We start from the raw sequence: 15883 nt of genomic DNA on the forward strand, positions 1-15883 counted from the left end.
GCCCCGTCCGGCACCGGTGCCTGATCACCGGCTCGTGAGGCTCGTGAGGCTCAGGGAGCCGTAGCGCCGGCCGACGGCGCCGCCACCGCCGCCAGCGGGCGGGCGACGTCCTCCAGGGAGCGGCGTTCCGCCCGTACCGCGAGGGCCGCCGCGACCAGGCCCGCCAGGCACATCAGGGTCGCCCCGATCGAGAACGCGAGGACCGTGTCGCCGACCTTGCCGGTACCCGTGAGGTCGGCGAAGAGCAGGGGGCCGCTGATGCCGCCGGCCGCCGTGCCGAGGGCGTAGAAGAAGGCGATGGACATCGCCCTCGTCTCCAACGGGAAGATCTCCGACACCGTCAGATACGCGCTGGAGGCGCCCGCCGACGCGAAGAACAGGACCACGCACCAGCACGCCGTCAGCGTGCCCGCGCTCAGCGAGCCGCGGCCGAACAGCCAGGCCGTGCCGAACAGCAGCAGGCCCGAGAGGAGATAGGTGGACGAGATCATCATCCGCCTGCCCAACGTGTCGAAGAGTTTGCCCAGCAGCAGCGGGCCGCAGAAGTTGCCCACCGCGATCACCGCGAAGTAGTAGCCGGTGCGGTCGGCGGGCACGGCGTAGAACCTGGTCAGGATCGCACCGAAGCCGAAGGTGATCGCGTTGTACAGGAACGCCTGGCCGATGAAGAGCGAGAAGCCGAGCACCGCCCGCCTGCGGTACCGGCCGAAGACCGTGCGGGCGATCTCCATGAAGGTCACGCTCCTGCGTTGGTGGATCTCCAGCTCGCCCTTTGACTCGGGCAGCCGTACGCCCGTCTCCGTCTCGATCCGGCGCTCGATGCCGCAGACGATCTCCTCCGCCTCCCGGTCCCTGCCGTGGATCAGCAGCCACCTGGGACTCTCCGGGACGTGCCGTCGTACGAGGAGGATGGCCAGGGCCAGTACGGCGCCCAGGGCGAAGGTCAGGCGCCAGCCGACGTCCTTGGGCAGCACGTTCGTGTTGAGCGCGACGATGGAGAGCAGGGAGCCGCCGACCGCGCCCAGCCAGAAGCTGCCGTTGATGATCAGGTCGACCCGGCCGCGGTAGTGGGCCGGGATCAGCTCGTCGATCGCGGAGTTGATCGCCGCGTACTCGCCGCCGATGCCGAAGCCGGTCAGGAAGCGGAAGAGGAAGAACCACCAGGCCTCCCAGGAGACGGCGGTGAGGGCCGTCGCCGCCAGATACACCGCAAGGGTGATCATGAAGAGCTTCTTGCGGCCGTAGTGGTCGGTCAGGCGGCCCCAGAACAGCGCGCCCGCACAGGCTCCCGCCACATACAGCGCGGCGGCGACGCCGGTGATCTGGCCGGAGGTGATCGACAGTCCGCTGCCGGGCTCGGCCAGCCGGCCGGCGATGTTCCCGACGACCGTGACCTCCAGGCCGTCGAGGACCCATACGGTTCCCAGGCCGATCACGATCGTCCAGTGCCAGCGGGACCAGGGCAGACGGTCCAGCCGGGCCGGGATGCCGGTGGTGATCGTCCGGCCGGACTCGCGGGGCGTACCCGAGGTGCCGGGCTTTCCGGCCTCCGGTGACGGCGTCTGCGCTGCGGTCATGGGCTCCCTCCTCCTCGTCGAAGGACGTCCCCCGACCGGAGGGGGACGGCAGGACGGGTGCCCGTGTCCCACGGTTTCAGGCGCCCAGCGTCCGCGTCACCGTATAGATCAGCAGTCCGGCCAGTGACCCCACCACCGTGCCATTGATCCGGATGAACTGCAGATCGCGGCCGATGTGGGCCTCGATCTTGCGGGTGGTGTGCTCGGCGTCCCAGCTCGCCACGGTGTCGGTGATCAGCGAGGTGATCTCCTTGCGGTACGTCGTCACGACGTGCACCGCCGCACCCTGGACCCAGCTGTCGACCTTCTCCTGCACCTTCGGCTCGGTCGCCATCCGCGCGCCCAGCGACAGCAACGCGGCCCGCACCCGCACCCGCAGCTCGCTGCGCTCGTCCTCGGCCGCGGCGACGATCATGGCGCGTACGGCCGTCCAGGCGGACGCGATCAGGTCCTGCACCTCGCCCCGGCCCAGCACCTCGCCCTTGAGCCGCTCCACGCGCGCCCGGGTCTCCGTGTCGGACTGCAGGTCGGAGGCGAAGTCGCCGAGGAAGCGGTCCAGCGCGCCGCGCGCCGGGTGGGCGGGCATGTCCCGCATCTCGGTGACGAAGCGCAGCAACTCCTTGTAGACCCGCTCGCCGACCTTGCGGTCCACGAAGCGCGGGGTCCAGCCGGGCGCGCCGCCCTCCACGGCGACCATCACGTCGTCGCGGTGCAGCACCAGCCAGTCGTGCGCGCGGGCGACCACCAGGTCCACCACCCGCCGGTGCCCGCCGTCGGCCACGACCTTCTCCAGCATCTTGCCGAGGCCGGGCGCGATCTCCTGGGCACCCGCCCGCCGCGTGATCGCCTCCCCGACGACCGCCTGCACGTCCGAGTCCCGCAGCACCGTCAGCGCGCCGCGCAGCGCCGTCGCCAGCTCCGCCGTGACCCGGTCGGCGTGCTCCGGCTCGGCCAGCCACGCCCCGAGTCTGCTGCCGATGCCGACGGCGCGCAGCCGCTGCCGTACGACGTCCTGGGAGAGGAAGTTCTCGCCGACGAACTCGCCGAGCGAGACGCCCAGCTGGTCCTTCTTGGTGGGGATGATCGCGGTGTGCGGAATGGGGAGGCCGAGGGGGTGCCGGAAGAGCGCGGTGACCGCGAACCAGTCCGCCAGCGCGCCCACCATGCCCGCCTCCGCGGCGGCGGCGACATAGCCGGCCCATGGTCCGGCGCCCTCGTGCGTGCCGAGCTTGGCGAGGACGTAGACGAGCGCCACGAGCAGCAGCAGGCCGCTCGCCGTGAGCTTCATCCGCCGCACCCCGCGCCGGCGCTCCTCGTCGGCCGGGGTGAAGGCCGTCATGGTCCGGTACGACACGCCTCGCCCCGGTGCCGCGTCCGTCTCCGTCTCGGTCGTGTCCATCAGCTCCACCCGTTCGATGATCGCTCGGAGATCCCGCACACAATTGTCCCTTCCTGACCGACTCCCGGAACGGCACAAGAGTTCCCGGCGTCTGTCCAAAGGGGAGTTTTGGGCAGGGCCCTGTCAGCTTTCCCGGGCTCATGACGCATCATGGGCCGACCAGGATCGGAGCCTCGGGCTCCCCAACCCCCGAGGAGAACGGCTCCAGCATGACCAAGCGTCGTGGTTATGCCGTGATGACCGCGCTCGTCGCGCTGGTCGTAGCCATTTCCGCCGTCATCTACCTCACCGTGGCGGCCGACGAGGGCACCCCTCGCGGCGCCGTCGCGCAAACCCACGTCCGCCACGACTCCGCCGCCGCCCCCGCCTCCGCCGGCACCTGGGTGGGCTCCTGGTCCACCGCCCCGGTCGGCGGCGAGCCCGGCACCGGGACCGTCGGCCTCGCGGGCCACTCGGTGCGCAACGTCGTGCACGCGAACACCGGTGGCACGAGCGCCCGGATCACGCTGTCCAACCTCTACGGCCAGTCGCCGCTGACCATCACGCACGCCTCGCTCGCGCTGTCCACCGGGGACGGCTCCGCGACGGCCGCGCCGGACTCGATGCGCCGGCTCACCTTCAGCGGCTCCACCGGCGTGGTCATACCCGCCGGCGGACAGACCATCAGCGACGCCGTACGCCTCGTCGTCCCGCACGACAGCGACGTCCTGGTCACCACCTACTCCCCCACACCCTCGGGCCCGGTCACCTACCACCCGCACGCCCGGCAGATCTCGTACGTCGCCGCCGGTGACGTCACCGAGGACCCGACCGGCAGGCCGTACACCGAACAGACGCCGTACTGGCGGTACTTGACGGCGCTGGACGTGCTCAGCAACGAGGCCGACGGCACCGTCGTCGTCTTCGGCGACTCCATCACCGACGGCGTCACCTCCACCACCGGCGCCAACCACCGCTGGCCGGACCTCCTCGCCGACCGGCTGCGCGGCGCGCTCGAGAGCGGGAGCCGACTGCCGCGCTACAGCGTCGTGAACGAGGGCATCAGCGGCAACCAGGTCCTCGCCGGCGGCCTCGGGCGTCCCGCCGAGAACGAGAGCGGTCTCGGCCGCTTCGCCCGCGACACGCTCGCGCGCCCCGACGTCAAGGCCGTCGTCATCGACCTCGGGGTCAACGACATCCTGCGCAACCCCCGGCTCGCCGACCCGGCCCGCATCGTCACCGGCCTGCGCACCCTGGTCGCCCAGGCGCACGCCCGCGGCCTGAAGGTCGTCGGCGCCACCCTGATGCCCTTCCAGGGCCACCGCGGCTACACGTCGGCGCGGGAGGCGGTCCGCCGGCAGGTCAACGCCGAGATCCGCTCCGGCACGGTGTACGACGCGGTCGTCGACTTCGACAAGGCCCTGCGCGACCCCTACGACCCACGCCGCCTGCGCCCCGACTACGACTCCGGCGACCACCTGCACCCCAGCGACCGCGGCTTCGCCAGGATGGCCGGGGTCTTCGACCTGCTCAGCCTGGAGGGCGGCGGACAGACGGAGCTGTGAGAGGAGGAATACTGGCGGGCATGACCCGCCTGATCCTCGCCACCCGAAACACCGGAAAGATCACCGAACTGAGGGCCATCCTCGCCGACGCCGGACTGCCCCACGAACTCGTCGGCGCGGACGCCTACCCCGAGGTCCCGGACGTCAAGGAGACCGGCGTCACCTTCGCCGAGAACGCCCTCCTCAAGGCCCACGCCCTGGCCCGGGCCACCGGGCTGCCGGCCGTCGCCGACGACTCGGGCCTGTGCGTCGACGTCCTGAACGGCGCCCCCGGTATCTTCTCGGCCCGCTGGGCCGGCCGGCACGGCGACGACAAGGCCAACCTCGATCTGCTGCTGGCCCAGCTCTCCGACATCGCCGAGGAACACCGGGGCGCGCACTTCGCCTGCGCGGCCGCCCTGGCGCTGCCGGACGGCACGGAGAGGGTGGTCGAGGGTCAGCTCCGGGGCGCCCTGCGCCACGCCCCCGCCGGCACGAACGGCTTCGGCTACGACCCGATCCTCCAGCCGGACGGCGAGACGCGGACCTGCGCCGAGCTGAGCGCCGCGGAGAAGAACGCGATCAGCCACCGGGGGAAGGCGTTCCGGGCGTTGGTGCCGGTGGTACGGGAGTTGCTGGGCTGAGCGAAGAGGGGCCGCCCGGACGGACGGCCCCTCACCTGTGCGGCCGGTGGGACTCGAACCCACACGGGATTTCTCCCACGGGCACCTAAAACCCGCGCGTATCGCCTATTTCGCCACGGCCGCCCCAAAACGGACTATTCACCTGCACGCCGTTTCGCCTCGCCCAGTGTACGGGGCTGCGCCTTTCGCCGTCCGCCTCCTCGGCATCAGGTACTCGTGGCCGCGTGGCAGTTGGGGCAGAGAAGACGAAGGTTCTCGATCCGGTTGTCACGCCAGTCGCCGTCGATGTGATCGACCTCCAGCAGCCGCTCCCCGGTGTACGCGCCGACCCCCATACAAACCCCCTCCGTTCCGGCTGTGCGTTCGCAGCTCGTACGGAGTAACGAACCGCTTGTCGGACAGTCACGCCCGGAAAAGAGCAGACGGCCCGCACCAGGTCACTCCGGTGCGAGCCGCCAACTGCAGGTACAGGCCTTCAGATCCCCAGATCCTTGAGGATCTTGGCCACGTGGCCGGTGGCACGGACGTTGTAGAGGGCTCGCTCGACCTTGCCGTCCTCGTCCACGACGATCGTGGAGCGGATGACGCCCATGTACGTCTTGCCGTAGTTCTTCTTCTCGCCGAAGGCGCCGTAGGCGTCCAGGACCTTCTTGTCGGGGTCGGCGAGGAGGGTGACCTTCAGCGACTCCTTCTCGCGGAACTTCGCGAGCTTCTCCGGGCTGTCGGGGCTGATGCCGAGGACGTCGTAGCCCGCGCCGGCCAGGACCTCCAGGTTGTCCGTGAAGTCGCAGGCCTGCTTGGTGCAGCCCGGGGTCAGGGCGGCCGGGTAGAAGTAGACGATGACCTTGCGGCCCTTGTGGGCGGAAAGGGACACCTCGTTGCCGTCGGCGTCGGGGAGGGTGAAGGCGGGGGCCACGTCCCCCGGCTGGAGTCGCTCGCTCATCGGGCCAGGGTAACCGGGGGCCCTTGCGGTGCGGCGCGGCGCGGAGCTGACAAACTGTCCGGAACAGCATCAGCAGACTTCGGAGGCCGTACGGTGGCGGACACGTCGGACACCAGAACCCCGGCGCAGATCGAGGCGGACATCAAGCGCCGCCGTGAAGTGCTGGCCGAGACGCTCGACGAGATCGGGGTGCGGGTCCATCCGCAGACGATCATCGGGGATGCGAAGGCGAAGGTCGTCGCCAATCTCGATCACACCGTCGGGCGGGCATACGTCCAGGTCAACCGGGTGGTGAGTCAGGTTCGGGCGCAGTTCGTCGACGAAGAGGGCGCGCCCCGGCTCGAGCGGGTCGTACCCGTCGCGCTGCTCGCCGTCGGCGTCGTCGGACTGCTGACCGTGGGCCGCAAGCGGCGCAGGGCCTGACCCGGGCGCGGACGTACGGGGCGAAGGCAGGTAGGTTCAAGGCGTGAGCGCCAACAGAAACGAGCAGAGCACCCCTCACCACGACAAGCTGCCCATCCGCATGCTGCACGACCGGGTCCTGGTCAAGCAGGACGCCGGTGAGGGTGAGCGGCGGTCGGGAGGCGGCATTCTGATTCCGGCCACCGCGGCGGTGGGTCGGCGACTGGCCTGGGCCGAGGTCGTCGCGGTCGGGCAGAACGTGCGGACCGTGGAGCCGGGTGACCGGGTCCTGTACGACCCGGAGGACCGGGCCGAGGTCGAGGTACGGGGCGTGGCGTACGTGCTCATGCGCGAGCGTGATCTGCACGCGGTGGCCGCCGACCGGTTCGAGGAGTCCGAGGACTCCACCGGCCTGTACCTGTAATCCGGCGGTCCAAGGGGCTGGTGACCATCGTCACCAGCCCCTTTGCCGTTCCTCTTTGTCGTCTCTTTGCTAGATTCGAAGAAGGTCAGCCCGACGAGACGCGCCGTACCGGGATCCCCGACCCCCCAGGAAAAGACGACGCACCCCCGTTCCGAGATATCTCTCGATGCCATCCGGAGGTGCCTGTCATGGCCTGGGTTCTGCTTGTCGTCGCCGGTCTGCTGGAAGTGGGCTGGTCGATCGGGATGAAGTACAGCGAGGGTTTCACCCGGCTGGTGCCGGGCGTGCTCACTGGCGCCGGCATCGTCGCGAGCATGGTGCTGCTGTCGTACGCCGCGAAGTCCCTGCCCATCGGTACCGCCTACGGCGTGTGGGTGGGTATCGGCGCGGCCGGTGCGGCGGTGCTCGGCATGGTGGTGCTGGGTGAGCCGGTCACCGCCGCCCGGATCTTCTTCGTCTGTCTGCTGCTGGTCGCCGTCGTGGGGCTGAAGGCGACCAGCGGTCACTGAGACATCAGGCGGCAGGCGTCACATGCGTCAGGTGCCGGGGCCGCCGCCCGCGCCGGCCGCCGTGCCCGTCGTACCGCCGCCGGTCGCGTCACCGCCTCCGAGGGTGCCGCCGCTGGGGCTCGTGCCGGTCGTACCCCCGCCGGTCGTGTCGCCGCCGGTGGTGCCCCCGCCGGTCGTCGTGCCCCCGCCGGTGGTGGCGCCCGTCGTGCCCGTGCCGCCGCCGGTCGTCGTACCGCCGCCGGTCGTGGTGGCGCCGTTCGTCGTCGTGCCGCCGGTGGTCGGGGTGCCGGTGGTGGTCCCGCCGGCGGTCGGGCTCGCGGTCGTGCCTCCGGTGGTCGGGGTACCGGTGGTGGTCCCGCCGGTGCTCTGGTCACCGGTCGTGCCCGGCTGGGCCGAGGAGCCGGCGCTGGGGGCCTGCGGCTGGTCGGCGCCCGACGCGAGCTGGAGGTCGAAGTCGGAGGCCGGGGTGCCCTGGAGCGCGTCGCGCGTGTACTGCGTCCAGATCTGGGTCGGCGGACCGCCACCGTTCATACGCGGCTGGCCGAGGGCGCCGTACAGCGACTTGTGCTGCGCGGTCACCGGGTCCTGTCCCATGACGGCGACCACGGTGGCCAGGTCGGGGGTGTAGCCCGCGAACCAGGCGGCGGTGTCGCTCTCGGCGGTACCGGTCTTGCCGGCCGCCGGGCGGCCCACGGCCTGCGCGGCCGAGGCGGTGCCGTTCTCGACCACGCTCTGCAGCATGGCCGTGGTGGTGTCGGCGGCCTCCCTGCTGACGGCCTGCTTGACCGACTGCCCGGGCAGCTTGATCGTGTCCGTGCCGTCCTTGGTGAGCTTCTTGACCAGCGTGTACTGGCCGTGCTGGCCGTGGTTGGCGAGCGTCGCGTACGCCTGCGCCATGTCCAGCACGCTGGCGGTGGCGGTGCCGAGGGCGATGGACGGGTACGGCTGGAGGTCCGGGGTGTCGGAGGGGATGCCGAGGCCGATCGCGGTCTGCTTGACCTTGGAGGGGCCGACGTCGACGGCCATCTGTGCGTAGACGGCGTTCACGGACAGGTCCGTCGCCTTGGTGACGGTGATCTGGCCGTACGACTTCTGGTCCTCGTTCTGCGGGGCGTAGGAGCCGCCGTTCCAGCCCTGCACCGGACGCTCGTTGGTGCCGTCGTACATCGTGTTCGGCGTGATCTGGCGGCCGTCCTGGGTGGTCGAGCCGTTCTGCACGGCGGACGTGAACACGAACGGCTTGAACGTCGAGCCGACCTGGAAGTCACCGCGGGTCGCGCCGTTGGTGTACTGCTTCACGTAGTCGATGCCGCCGTACATCGCGACGACCTCGCCGGTCTTGGGGTCGACGGAGGCACCGCCCGCGCGGACGTAGTTGTCGACCTTGTTGTTCTTGTCCAGCTTGGAGGTCAGCTGGTCGTTGACGGCCTTGACGAAGGCGTCCTGCTTGTTCTTCTGGATGGTGGTGGTGATGCGGTAGCCGCCGGCCGCGAGCTGGTCGGAGTCGAGGATGTTGTTCTTGGTCAGGTAGTCGTTGACCGCCCGGACCAGGTAGCCGCGCTGGCCTGACAGACCGGTGGAGAGCGTCTGCTCCTTGGGCATGGGGAACTTCATCCCGGCCCGCTGGGACTGGCTGAGCCAGCCCTTCTTGACCATGCCGTCCAGGACGTAGTTCCAGCGGGCGACGGCGGCGGCCTTGTTCTCCGGGTGGGCCACGACGTCGTACTCGCTCGGCGCGTTGACGAGCGCGGCGAGGTAGGCGGCGCGGGCCGGGTCGAGGTCGGCGGCGTCCTTGCCGTAGTAGGCCTGGGCGGCGGCCTGGATGCCGTAGGCGTTGCGGCCGAAGTAGCTGGTGTTGAGGTAGCCCTCGAGGATCTCGTCCTTGGACTTGGTGCGGTCCAGCTTGATCGCGATGAAGAACTCCTTGGCCTTGCGGGTGAGCGTCTGCTCCTGGGCCAGGTAGTAGTTCTTCACGTACTGCTGGGTGATCGTCGAGCCGGACTGCGTGCCCTTGCCGGTCGCGGTGTTCCAGGCGGCGCGCAGCATCGCCTTGGGGTCGACGGCGGACTCGCTGTAGAAGTCGCGGTCCTCGGCGGCCAGCACCGCGTGCTGGGCGTCCTTGGAGACCTGGGCGAGGCTCACGTTCTCGCGGTTGATGTCGCCGTCGCGGGCCAGCTGGGAGCCGTCGGCGTAGAGGTAGACATTGCTCTGCTTGATCGCGAGGGCGTTGGCCGGCGGGATGTTGACCATCGAGTAGCCGACGAAGAACAGCGCGATGAGCGCGAGCAGGCCGATGACGAAGGTGCCGAGCACCATGCGCCAGGTGGGGATGATCCGCCGCCACCCGGTCCGCTTGGGCCGCTTCTTCTTCCCCTTGCCCGGGCCGCCGCCGTTGCCGTTGCCTCCGTCGCCGGGCCCGCCCGGGACGCCGGGGCCACCGGCGGAGGCGTCGGTCGCGCCGAGCAGGGCGGTGGCCTCCTCGGCGGACCCGCCGGAGCGGGCGGAGGCCTGGCCGGGGATCTGCCGGGAGGTGGCGGTGCCGGGGGCGGGGCGGGGGCCCCGGGTGCCTGCGCCCGCCGCGCCGGTGGCTGCCACGCCCGCGGCCTTTGCGGCGCCCGCCTGGGATGCCCGGCCCGCGGCGGCGTTCGCCGCACCGGCGGCTGCGGCACCGGCGGCTGCGGCACCGGCGGCGCCGCCCTGCCGGGTGGCTCGGGATGCGGTGTCCGAGGCGGACGGACGAGGGGTGCGGCCGGTGGCGTTCGGCTCCGTGGCCGCGCTCTCGCCCGGCTCGGGCGTGCGCGGAGCGTTGACCCGCCGCAGGACCTGGGTGGTCTCGGGCGCCCGCGTCTCACCAGGGCCCTGACCCGCCCCGGCCGGCTTGGCCGGCCGCTCCTCCTGAGGTCCCCGGGGCGCACTGACCCGCCGCAGCACCTGCGTGCTCTCGGGCGACCGGGGCTTCTCGGCTCCGGCGGTGGGGGCGGGAGCGGAGGGGGCGGAAGAGGCAGAGGAGGAGGGGGCAGAGGAGGAGGGCGCATCGGCCGCGGAATCACCGCGGGACGAGGCAGCCCGGCCGGAAGCAGAAGCGGAGCCCGAGCCGGTACCGGAACCCGAACCAGAATCCGACCCCGAGCCGGAGGCATCCTCGGAAGCGGGGGCCCCGCCCGATGCCGGGCCCGTGCCGGACTCTGCGGCCCGGCCGGACGTCGTCCCTGCGCGGGCCGCCTGCCGGGCGCGGGCCATCGAGGCCGTGCGGTCCTGGGCGGAGCCGTCGCGGGGCGCCGTCGGCTCACCCGTTCGGCCGCCCCCGGCCTGCTCGGCCTGGTCGGCCTGCTCACCCGTTCGGCCGCTCCCGGCCCGGGCGGCCTGCTCGGCCTCGCCCGCCTGCGCGGACCCCTCGGTCCTTGCCGGCTTTGCCGATCCCGCCCGGCCCCTTCGCTCCGCCCCCTCGGCCTCCTTCGTCCCGTCGCCCGGGGTGCCGGGCCCTTCAGCCGGCAGCGGTTTTCCCGGCGCCACGCCTTCGTTCGGCTGCTGCGGCTGTGGCTCGTCGCTCATGTCGTGCACGGACTCCTGTTTCGCGTCGTACGTTCCCGTACGCCTCGTACGCCTTCTGCGCCCCCAGTTTGAAGACTCTCGCACCCGGCGTTCCGTTCCCGGATCCCGGCACGCTTCCGTCACGGAAATTGCGTGGCCGGTCACCGGGGCTGCGGACTAGGCTCCTGCGCTTCGGTGTCGAGCGGTCCCGGGAGGTTGACTGGCATGGGCACGGGACGGTTGTACGTGGCCGTCGCGACGGGGGGATTCAGACGGTACGCGACGTATCGGGCGGCCACTGCGGCAGGGGTGTTCACGAACACGGTCTTCGGGCTCATTCTCGTGTACACGTATCGCGCCCTGTGGGATGCGAAGCCGCACCTTGGAGGCTATGACCAGGCCCAGGCCGTGACGTATGTGTGGCTGGGGCAGGCGTTCCTGTCGACGCTCGCGATCGGGGGCGGGGGCGTCGAGGAGGAGCTGATGGATCGCATCCGTACGGGGGACGTGGCGATCGACCTGTACCGGCCCGCCGATCTTCAGCTGTGGTGGCTCGCCGCCGATCTCGGCCGGGCCTTCTTCCAGCTGCTCGGGCGGGGGGTGGTCCCCTTCGTCTTCGGTGCACTGTGTTTTCCGGCATATCTGCCCACCGACGCCGGTACCTGGCTGGCCTTCCTCGTCACCGTGCTGCTGGCGATGGTGGTCAGCTTCGGCCTCCGCTACCTGGTGGCGCTGTGCGCGTTCTGGCTGCTGGACGGCACGGGCGTGGGGCAGATGATGTGGCTGGCCGGTTACTTCTGCAGCGGGATGCTGCTGCCGCTGAACGTCTTCCCGGGCGCGCTCGGCGAGGTCGTACGGGCCCTGCCGTGGTCGTCGCTGCTCCAGGCACCGGCGGATGTGCTGCTGGGGCACGCGGATCCGTGGCGGACGTATCTGTTCCAGGGGGCGTGGGCGGTGGCGCTGCTGGGGCTCGGCCGGATGATGCAGTCGGCGGCGACCCGACGGGTGGTGGTCCAGGGTGGGTGAGGACAGCCGTCTCGTCGCGGGCGTGCGGGCCTACTGGATGATCGCCGGGATGTGGGTGCGGTCCACGTTGGCCTACCGGGCGTCCTTCGTCATGACCACGTTCGGGAACTTCGCGGCGACCTTCTTCGACTTCGTCGCGATCATGCTGATGTTCACGCGGGTGCACGCGCTCGGCGGCTACTCGCTGCCGCAGGTGGCGTTCCTGTACGGGCTGTCGGCGGCGTCCTTCGGGCTGGCCGACCTGGCGATCGGGTCGATGGACCGGCTGGGGCGCCGGGTGCGGGACGGCACGCTGGACACGCTGCTGGTGCGGCCGGTGCCGGTGCTGGCGCAGGTGGCGGCCGACCGGTTCGCGCTCAGGCGGCTGGGCCGGGTGCTGCAGGGCTCGCTGGTGCTGGGCTGGGCGCTCACCCGGGTGGAGATCGACTGGACGCCGCTGAAGCTGCTGCTGATGCCGGTGACGGTGGCGAGCGGCTGCGCGATCTTCTGCGCGGTGTTCGTGGCGGGGGCGGCGTTCCAGTTCGTGGCGCAGGACGCCTCCGAGGTGCAGAACGCCTTCACGTACGGCGGGACGACGCTGCTGCAGTATCCGCCGACGGTGTTCGCGAAGGAGCTGGTGCGCGGGGTGACGTTCCTGCTGCCGCTGGCCTTCGTCAACTGGTTGCCCGCCGCCTACGTCCTCGGGCGGCCCTATCCGCTGGACCTGCCCGGGTGGGTGGCGTTCACGCCTCCGCTGGTGGCGGCGGGCTGCTGTGCGCTGGCGGGGCTGGCGTGGCGGGCGGGACTTCGTTCGTATCGGAGCACAGGGAGCTAGCGTGGGCGATTTCATCACGCTCGAGAACGTCGAGAAGGTCTTCGAGGTGCGCAGGAAGACCGGGTTCATGAAGCGGGAGCGGCGCGAGGTGCGGGCGGTGGACTCGCTGTCGTTCAGCGTGGCGCGCGGCGAGATGGTCGGCTACATCGGGCCGAACGGCGCCGGGAAGTCGACCACGATCAAGATGCTGACCGGCATCCTGACGCCGAGCGGGGGGCGGCTGCGGGTGGCGGGCATCGACCCGTCGCGGGAGCGCACGCGCCTCGCGCACCGGATCGGGGTGGTGTTCGGGCAGCGTACGACGCTGTGGTGGGACCTGCCGCTGCTCGACTCGTACCGGCTGGCGCATCGCATGTACCGCATCCCCGAGGCCCGTTACCGGGAGAACCTCGAGCGGTGTGTCGAACTCCTGGAGCTGGGCGAGCTGTTGGACGTGCCGGTGCGGCAGCTGTCGCTGGGGCAGCGGATGCGCGGGGACATCGCGGCGGCGCTGCTGCACGATCCGGAGGTGCTGTACCTGGACGAGCCGACGATCGGGCTGGACGTCGTCTCGAAGGCCAAGGTGCGCGGTTTCCTGAAGGAGTTGAACGCCGAGCGCGGTACGACCGTGCTGCTGACCACCCACGACCTGCAGGACATCGAGCAGTTGTGCTCGCGGGTGATGGTGATCGACCACGGCCGGCTGATGTACGACGGCCCGCTCGCGGGGCTGCACGAGGCCGGGGAGAGCGAGCGCACGCTGGTGGTGGACCTGGAGCGGGAGCTGCCGCCGGTCGAGGTGCCCTCGGCCCGGGTGGTGAGGGTGGAGGGGCCGCGTCAGTACCTGGCGTTCCCCGCGGGGCAGTCGGCGGCGCCGGTCGTGGCGGATCTCGCGGCGAGGTATCCGCTGGTGGACCTGTCGGTGCGGGAACCGGACATCGAGGCCGTCATCGCCAAGATGTACGCGGAGAAGGCCGTCTCGTAGGCTGCTGCCATGACCGACGACGCGGTCCCGGACCACCGGGCCTCTGCTCCTGTCCCGGACCTTCGTGCCTCCGACGCCGACCGTGAGCGGGTCGCCGAGGTCCTGCGGGACGGGCTGGCCGAGGGCCGGCTCGACATGGTGGAGTTCGAGGAGCGGCTGGAGGCGGCCTACAAGGCGCGCACCTACGGTGAACTGGCCCCGCTCACCCGCGATCTGCCGACGGCCGTCGCGCCGGCCGGTCCCACGCCGGTCTCCTTCACCAAGGCGCCTGCCCAGAGCGGGAGTTGGGCCTCGCGGATCGTCGGCGGCGAGGGGTCATCGGCGGGTGGGGTCGCGATCCTGTCGGGGTTCGAGCGCAAGGGCCGCTGGACGGTGCCCAGGCGGTTCAACGGCTTCGCGTTCATGGGCGGCGGCGAGATCGACCTGCGCGAGGCGAACTTCGCGGACCACGAGGTCGTGATCAACTGCGTGGCGGTCATGGGCGGGGTGCAGGTGATCGTGCCGCCGGGTGTGGAGGTCGTCGTCCGCGGCGTCGGCATCATGGGCGGCTTCGAGCACCCGCGCGACGACGGCCCGCCCGAGCCGGGCGCTCCGCGGGTCGTCATCGGCGGATTCGCCTTCTGGGGCGGGGTCGGTGTGTCCCGCAAGGTCACCCGGGCCGAGCAGCAACGGCTCAAGGAGCAGCGCCGGCAGGAGCGGCTGGAGCGCAGGGAGGCCCGGCAGGAGCTGTACCGGGCCCGGCGCGAGGAACGGCAGGAAGAGCGCGAGCGCCGTCGGCACGGGGAGTGAACGAGGAGTACGGGAGCAGCCCTACTTGGTGCACACCTTGGTCAGCTCACCGGCCGCAGCCGTCACCGGGCTCACGTCCGGCGTCCTGTCCCCGTTCCTGACGGCCGTACGCACGTTCTCCACGGCCTGCTTGAGGTGGTCGACCGCCTTGTTGACGTCGGCGTGGTCGGTCTTGTCGCCGATCTTGTCGAGGTTCTTCTCGATGGCGTCGAGGGAGGTGTCGGCCCGGGTCGGATCGTTCGTGGCGTTCTCCACCGCCTGCTGCAGGGCGGTGACGCTGTCGGCGATGGAGTCGGCGGTCTGCACGCAGTCCAGGGCCTTGTCGACGCTGTCGCATCCGGTGGTGAGGCCGGCGGTGAACGCGGCCGTGGCCACGACGGCGGCGACGGTGGTGAGACGGCGTCGGCTGACGGCCATGGTGGTGATCCCCTCCTCTGGTCGGGCCTGTGGATCCGTAGACCGCAGGGCCCGTTGAGACACGTGCGGACCCGGTCGAGGGCCCGTATCCCTAGGACGCGGGGAAGGGCACGCGGGTTGCCCGCGTGCCCTTCCCCGCGTTGGTCCGCCGTTTACTCTCCGAGGGCGGCTTCCAGCGTGGCGCGCTGGATCGCGGCCAGTTCGGTGCAGCCGGTGACGGCGAGGTCGAGCAGGGCGTTCAGTTCGTCGCGGGCGAAGGGCTCGGCCTCGGCGGTGCCCTGGACCTCGACGAAGCGGCCGTCGCCGGTGCAGACGACGTTCATGTCGGTCTCGGCGCGCACGTCCTCCTCGTAGCACAGGTCGAGGAGCGGGACGCCGCCGACGATGCCGACCGATACGGCGGAGACGGTGCCGGTGAGCGGCTGCCGGCCGGCCTTGATCAGCTTCTTGCCCTGGGCCCAGGCGACGGCGTCGGCGAGCGCCACGTAGGCACCGGTGATGGCGGCCGTCCGCGTGCCGCCGTCGGCCTGGAGGACGTCGCAGTCGAGGACGATGGTGTTCTCGCCGAGCGCCTTGTAGTCGATGACGGCGCGCAGGGAGCGGCCGATGAGCCGGGAGATCTCGTGGGTACGGCCGCCGATCTTGCCCTTGACGGACTCGCGGTCGCCCCGGGTGTTGGTGGCGCGGGGCAGCATGGCGTACTCCGCGGTGACCCAGCCCTCGCCGCTGCCCTTGCGCCAGCGCGGGACGCCCTCGGTCACGGAGGCGGTGCAGAACACCTTGGTGTCGCCGAAGGAGACGAGGACGGAGCCCTCGGCGTGCTTGCTCCATCCGCGCTGGATGGTGACCGGGCGGAGCTGTTCGGGGGTACGGCCGTCGATGCGAGACATGACATGGAGCCTAGTCGTACATGCGCAAGGG

The 15883-nt window shown here is 71.2% G+C and carries 15 protein-coding genes, 1 tRNA gene, 1 pseudogene and 1 riboswitch; of the genes and pseudogenes, 9 read left to right on the top strand and 8 right to left on the bottom strand.

Translation table 11 applies throughout. The features are described from left to right. Positions 1 to 50: 50 nt before the first annotated feature. Entirely contained in the window at positions 51 to 1577 is a 1527-nt protein-coding gene (locus GQF42_RS18085; protein ID WP_158921210.1) for an MFS transporter, read from the bottom strand. 76 nt (positions 1578 to 1653) lie between these two features. Beyond that, a complete protein-coding gene (locus GQF42_RS18090) occupies positions 1654 to 2976 on the bottom strand; it encodes a DUF445 domain-containing protein (RefSeq protein WP_199273067.1) in 1323 nt (440 codons plus the stop codon). Positions 2977 to 3185: 209 nt separating this feature from the next. Between GQF42_RS18090 and GQF42_RS18095 the strand changes: the two genes are divergently transcribed. Continuing rightward, on the top strand, positions 3186 to 4520 hold the full coding sequence (locus GQF42_RS18095; protein WP_158921212.1) for an SGNH/GDSL hydrolase family protein: 1335 nt from the start codon (positions 3186 to 3188) through the stop codon (positions 4518 to 4520). Between the two features lie 20 nt (positions 4521 to 4540). Beyond that, entirely contained in the window at positions 4541 to 5143 is a 603-nt protein-coding gene (gene rdgB / locus GQF42_RS18100) for an RdgB/HAM1 family non-canonical purine NTP pyrophosphatase (protein WP_158921214.1), read from the top strand. Between the two features lie 38 nt (positions 5144 to 5181). Here rdgB and GQF42_RS18105 read toward each other — a convergent pair. The 3 genes and pseudogenes from GQF42_RS18105 to bcp form a co-directional block, all read right to left on the bottom strand. Then, a tRNA-Leu gene (locus tag GQF42_RS18105) sits at positions 5182 to 5266 on the bottom strand. An 83-nt stretch (positions 5267 to 5349) separates the two neighbouring features. Then, positions 5350 to 5457: pseudogene (locus GQF42_RS18110) on the bottom strand (HNH endonuclease); the annotation flags it as partial. Positions 5458 to 5618: 161 nt separating this feature from the next. Then, positions 5619 to 6086 carry a thioredoxin-dependent thiol peroxidase gene (gene bcp / locus GQF42_RS18115; RefSeq protein ID WP_158921216.1) on the bottom strand — a complete coding sequence of 156 codons (468 nt, stop codon included), beginning with the start codon at positions 6084 to 6086 and terminating at the stop codon, positions 5619 to 5621. Positions 6087 to 6179: 93 nt separating this feature from the next. Here bcp and GQF42_RS18120 point away from each other — a divergent pair, with 93 nt between their 5' ends. The 3 genes from GQF42_RS18120 (at position 6180) to GQF42_RS18130 (ending at position 7421) form a co-directional block, all read left to right on the top strand. After that, positions 6180 to 6509 carry a DUF3618 domain-containing protein gene (locus tag GQF42_RS18120; protein WP_158921218.1) on the top strand — a complete coding sequence of 110 codons (330 nt, stop codon included), beginning with the start codon at positions 6180 to 6182 and terminating at the stop codon, positions 6507 to 6509. A 43-nt stretch (positions 6510 to 6552) separates the two neighbouring features. After that, positions 6553 to 6912 (top strand): GroES family chaperonin, encoded by a 360-nt coding sequence (locus GQF42_RS18125; protein ID WP_158921220.1) that lies wholly within the window; start codon positions 6553 to 6555, stop codon positions 6910 to 6912. 67 nt (positions 6913 to 6979) lie between these two features. Then, a riboswitch (guanidine-III (ykkC-III) riboswitch) is annotated at positions 6980 to 7057 on the top strand. A 43-nt stretch (positions 7058 to 7100) separates the two neighbouring features. Then, positions 7101 to 7421: a DMT family transporter gene (locus tag GQF42_RS18130; protein WP_158921222.1), complete on the top strand. Its 321-nt coding sequence runs from the start codon at positions 7101 to 7103 to the stop codon at positions 7419 to 7421. 27 nt (positions 7422 to 7448) lie between these two features. Here the strand turns inward: GQF42_RS18130 and GQF42_RS18135 are convergent, their stop codons facing one another. Next, the gene (locus GQF42_RS18135; protein WP_158930276.1) at positions 7449 to 10352 is read right to left on the bottom strand and encodes a transglycosylase domain-containing protein; all 2904 of its coding nucleotides are present in this window, start codon (positions 10350 to 10352) and stop codon (positions 7449 to 7451) included. Positions 10353 to 11177: 825 nt separating this feature from the next. Here GQF42_RS18135 and GQF42_RS18140 point away from each other — a divergent pair. The 4 genes from GQF42_RS18140 to GQF42_RS18155 are packed head-to-tail and all read left to right on the top strand — an operon-like array spanning position 11178 to position 14545. After that, the gene (locus tag GQF42_RS18140) at positions 11178 to 11978 is read left to right on the top strand and encodes an ABC transporter permease (protein ID WP_158921224.1); all 801 of its coding nucleotides are present in this window, start codon (positions 11178 to 11180) and stop codon (positions 11976 to 11978) included. Between the two features lie 37 nt (positions 11979 to 12015). After that, positions 12016 to 12792, top strand: coding sequence for an ABC transporter permease (locus GQF42_RS18145; RefSeq protein WP_158930278.1), 777 nt, complete (start codon positions 12016 to 12018; stop codon positions 12790 to 12792). A 1-nt stretch (position 12793) separates the two neighbouring features. After that, entirely contained in the window at positions 12794 to 13756 is a 963-nt protein-coding gene (locus GQF42_RS18150) for an ABC transporter ATP-binding protein (RefSeq protein WP_158921226.1), read from the top strand. A 9-nt stretch (positions 13757 to 13765) separates the two neighbouring features. Beyond that, positions 13766 to 14545, top strand: coding sequence for a DUF1707 SHOCT-like domain-containing protein (locus GQF42_RS18155; protein WP_158921229.1), 780 nt, complete (start codon positions 13766 to 13768; stop codon positions 14543 to 14545). 21 nt (positions 14546 to 14566) lie between these two features. Here GQF42_RS18155 and GQF42_RS18160 read toward each other — a convergent pair whose 3' ends face one another. Both GQF42_RS18160 and rph read right to left on the bottom strand, forming a co-directional pair. Then, entirely contained in the window at positions 14567 to 14962 is a 396-nt protein-coding gene (locus tag GQF42_RS18160; protein ID WP_158921231.1) for a hypothetical protein, read from the bottom strand. Positions 14963 to 15114: 152 nt separating this feature from the next. Then, positions 15115 to 15852, bottom strand: coding sequence for a ribonuclease PH (rph, locus tag GQF42_RS18165; protein WP_158921233.1), 738 nt, complete (start codon positions 15850 to 15852; stop codon positions 15115 to 15117). Between the last annotated feature and the right edge of the window lie 31 nt (positions 15853 to 15883).

It is taken from the genome of Streptomyces broussonetiae (assembly GCF_009796285.1).
GTDB classification, from domain to species: domain Bacteria; phylum Actinomycetota; class Actinomycetes; order Streptomycetales; family Streptomycetaceae; genus Streptomyces; species Streptomyces broussonetiae.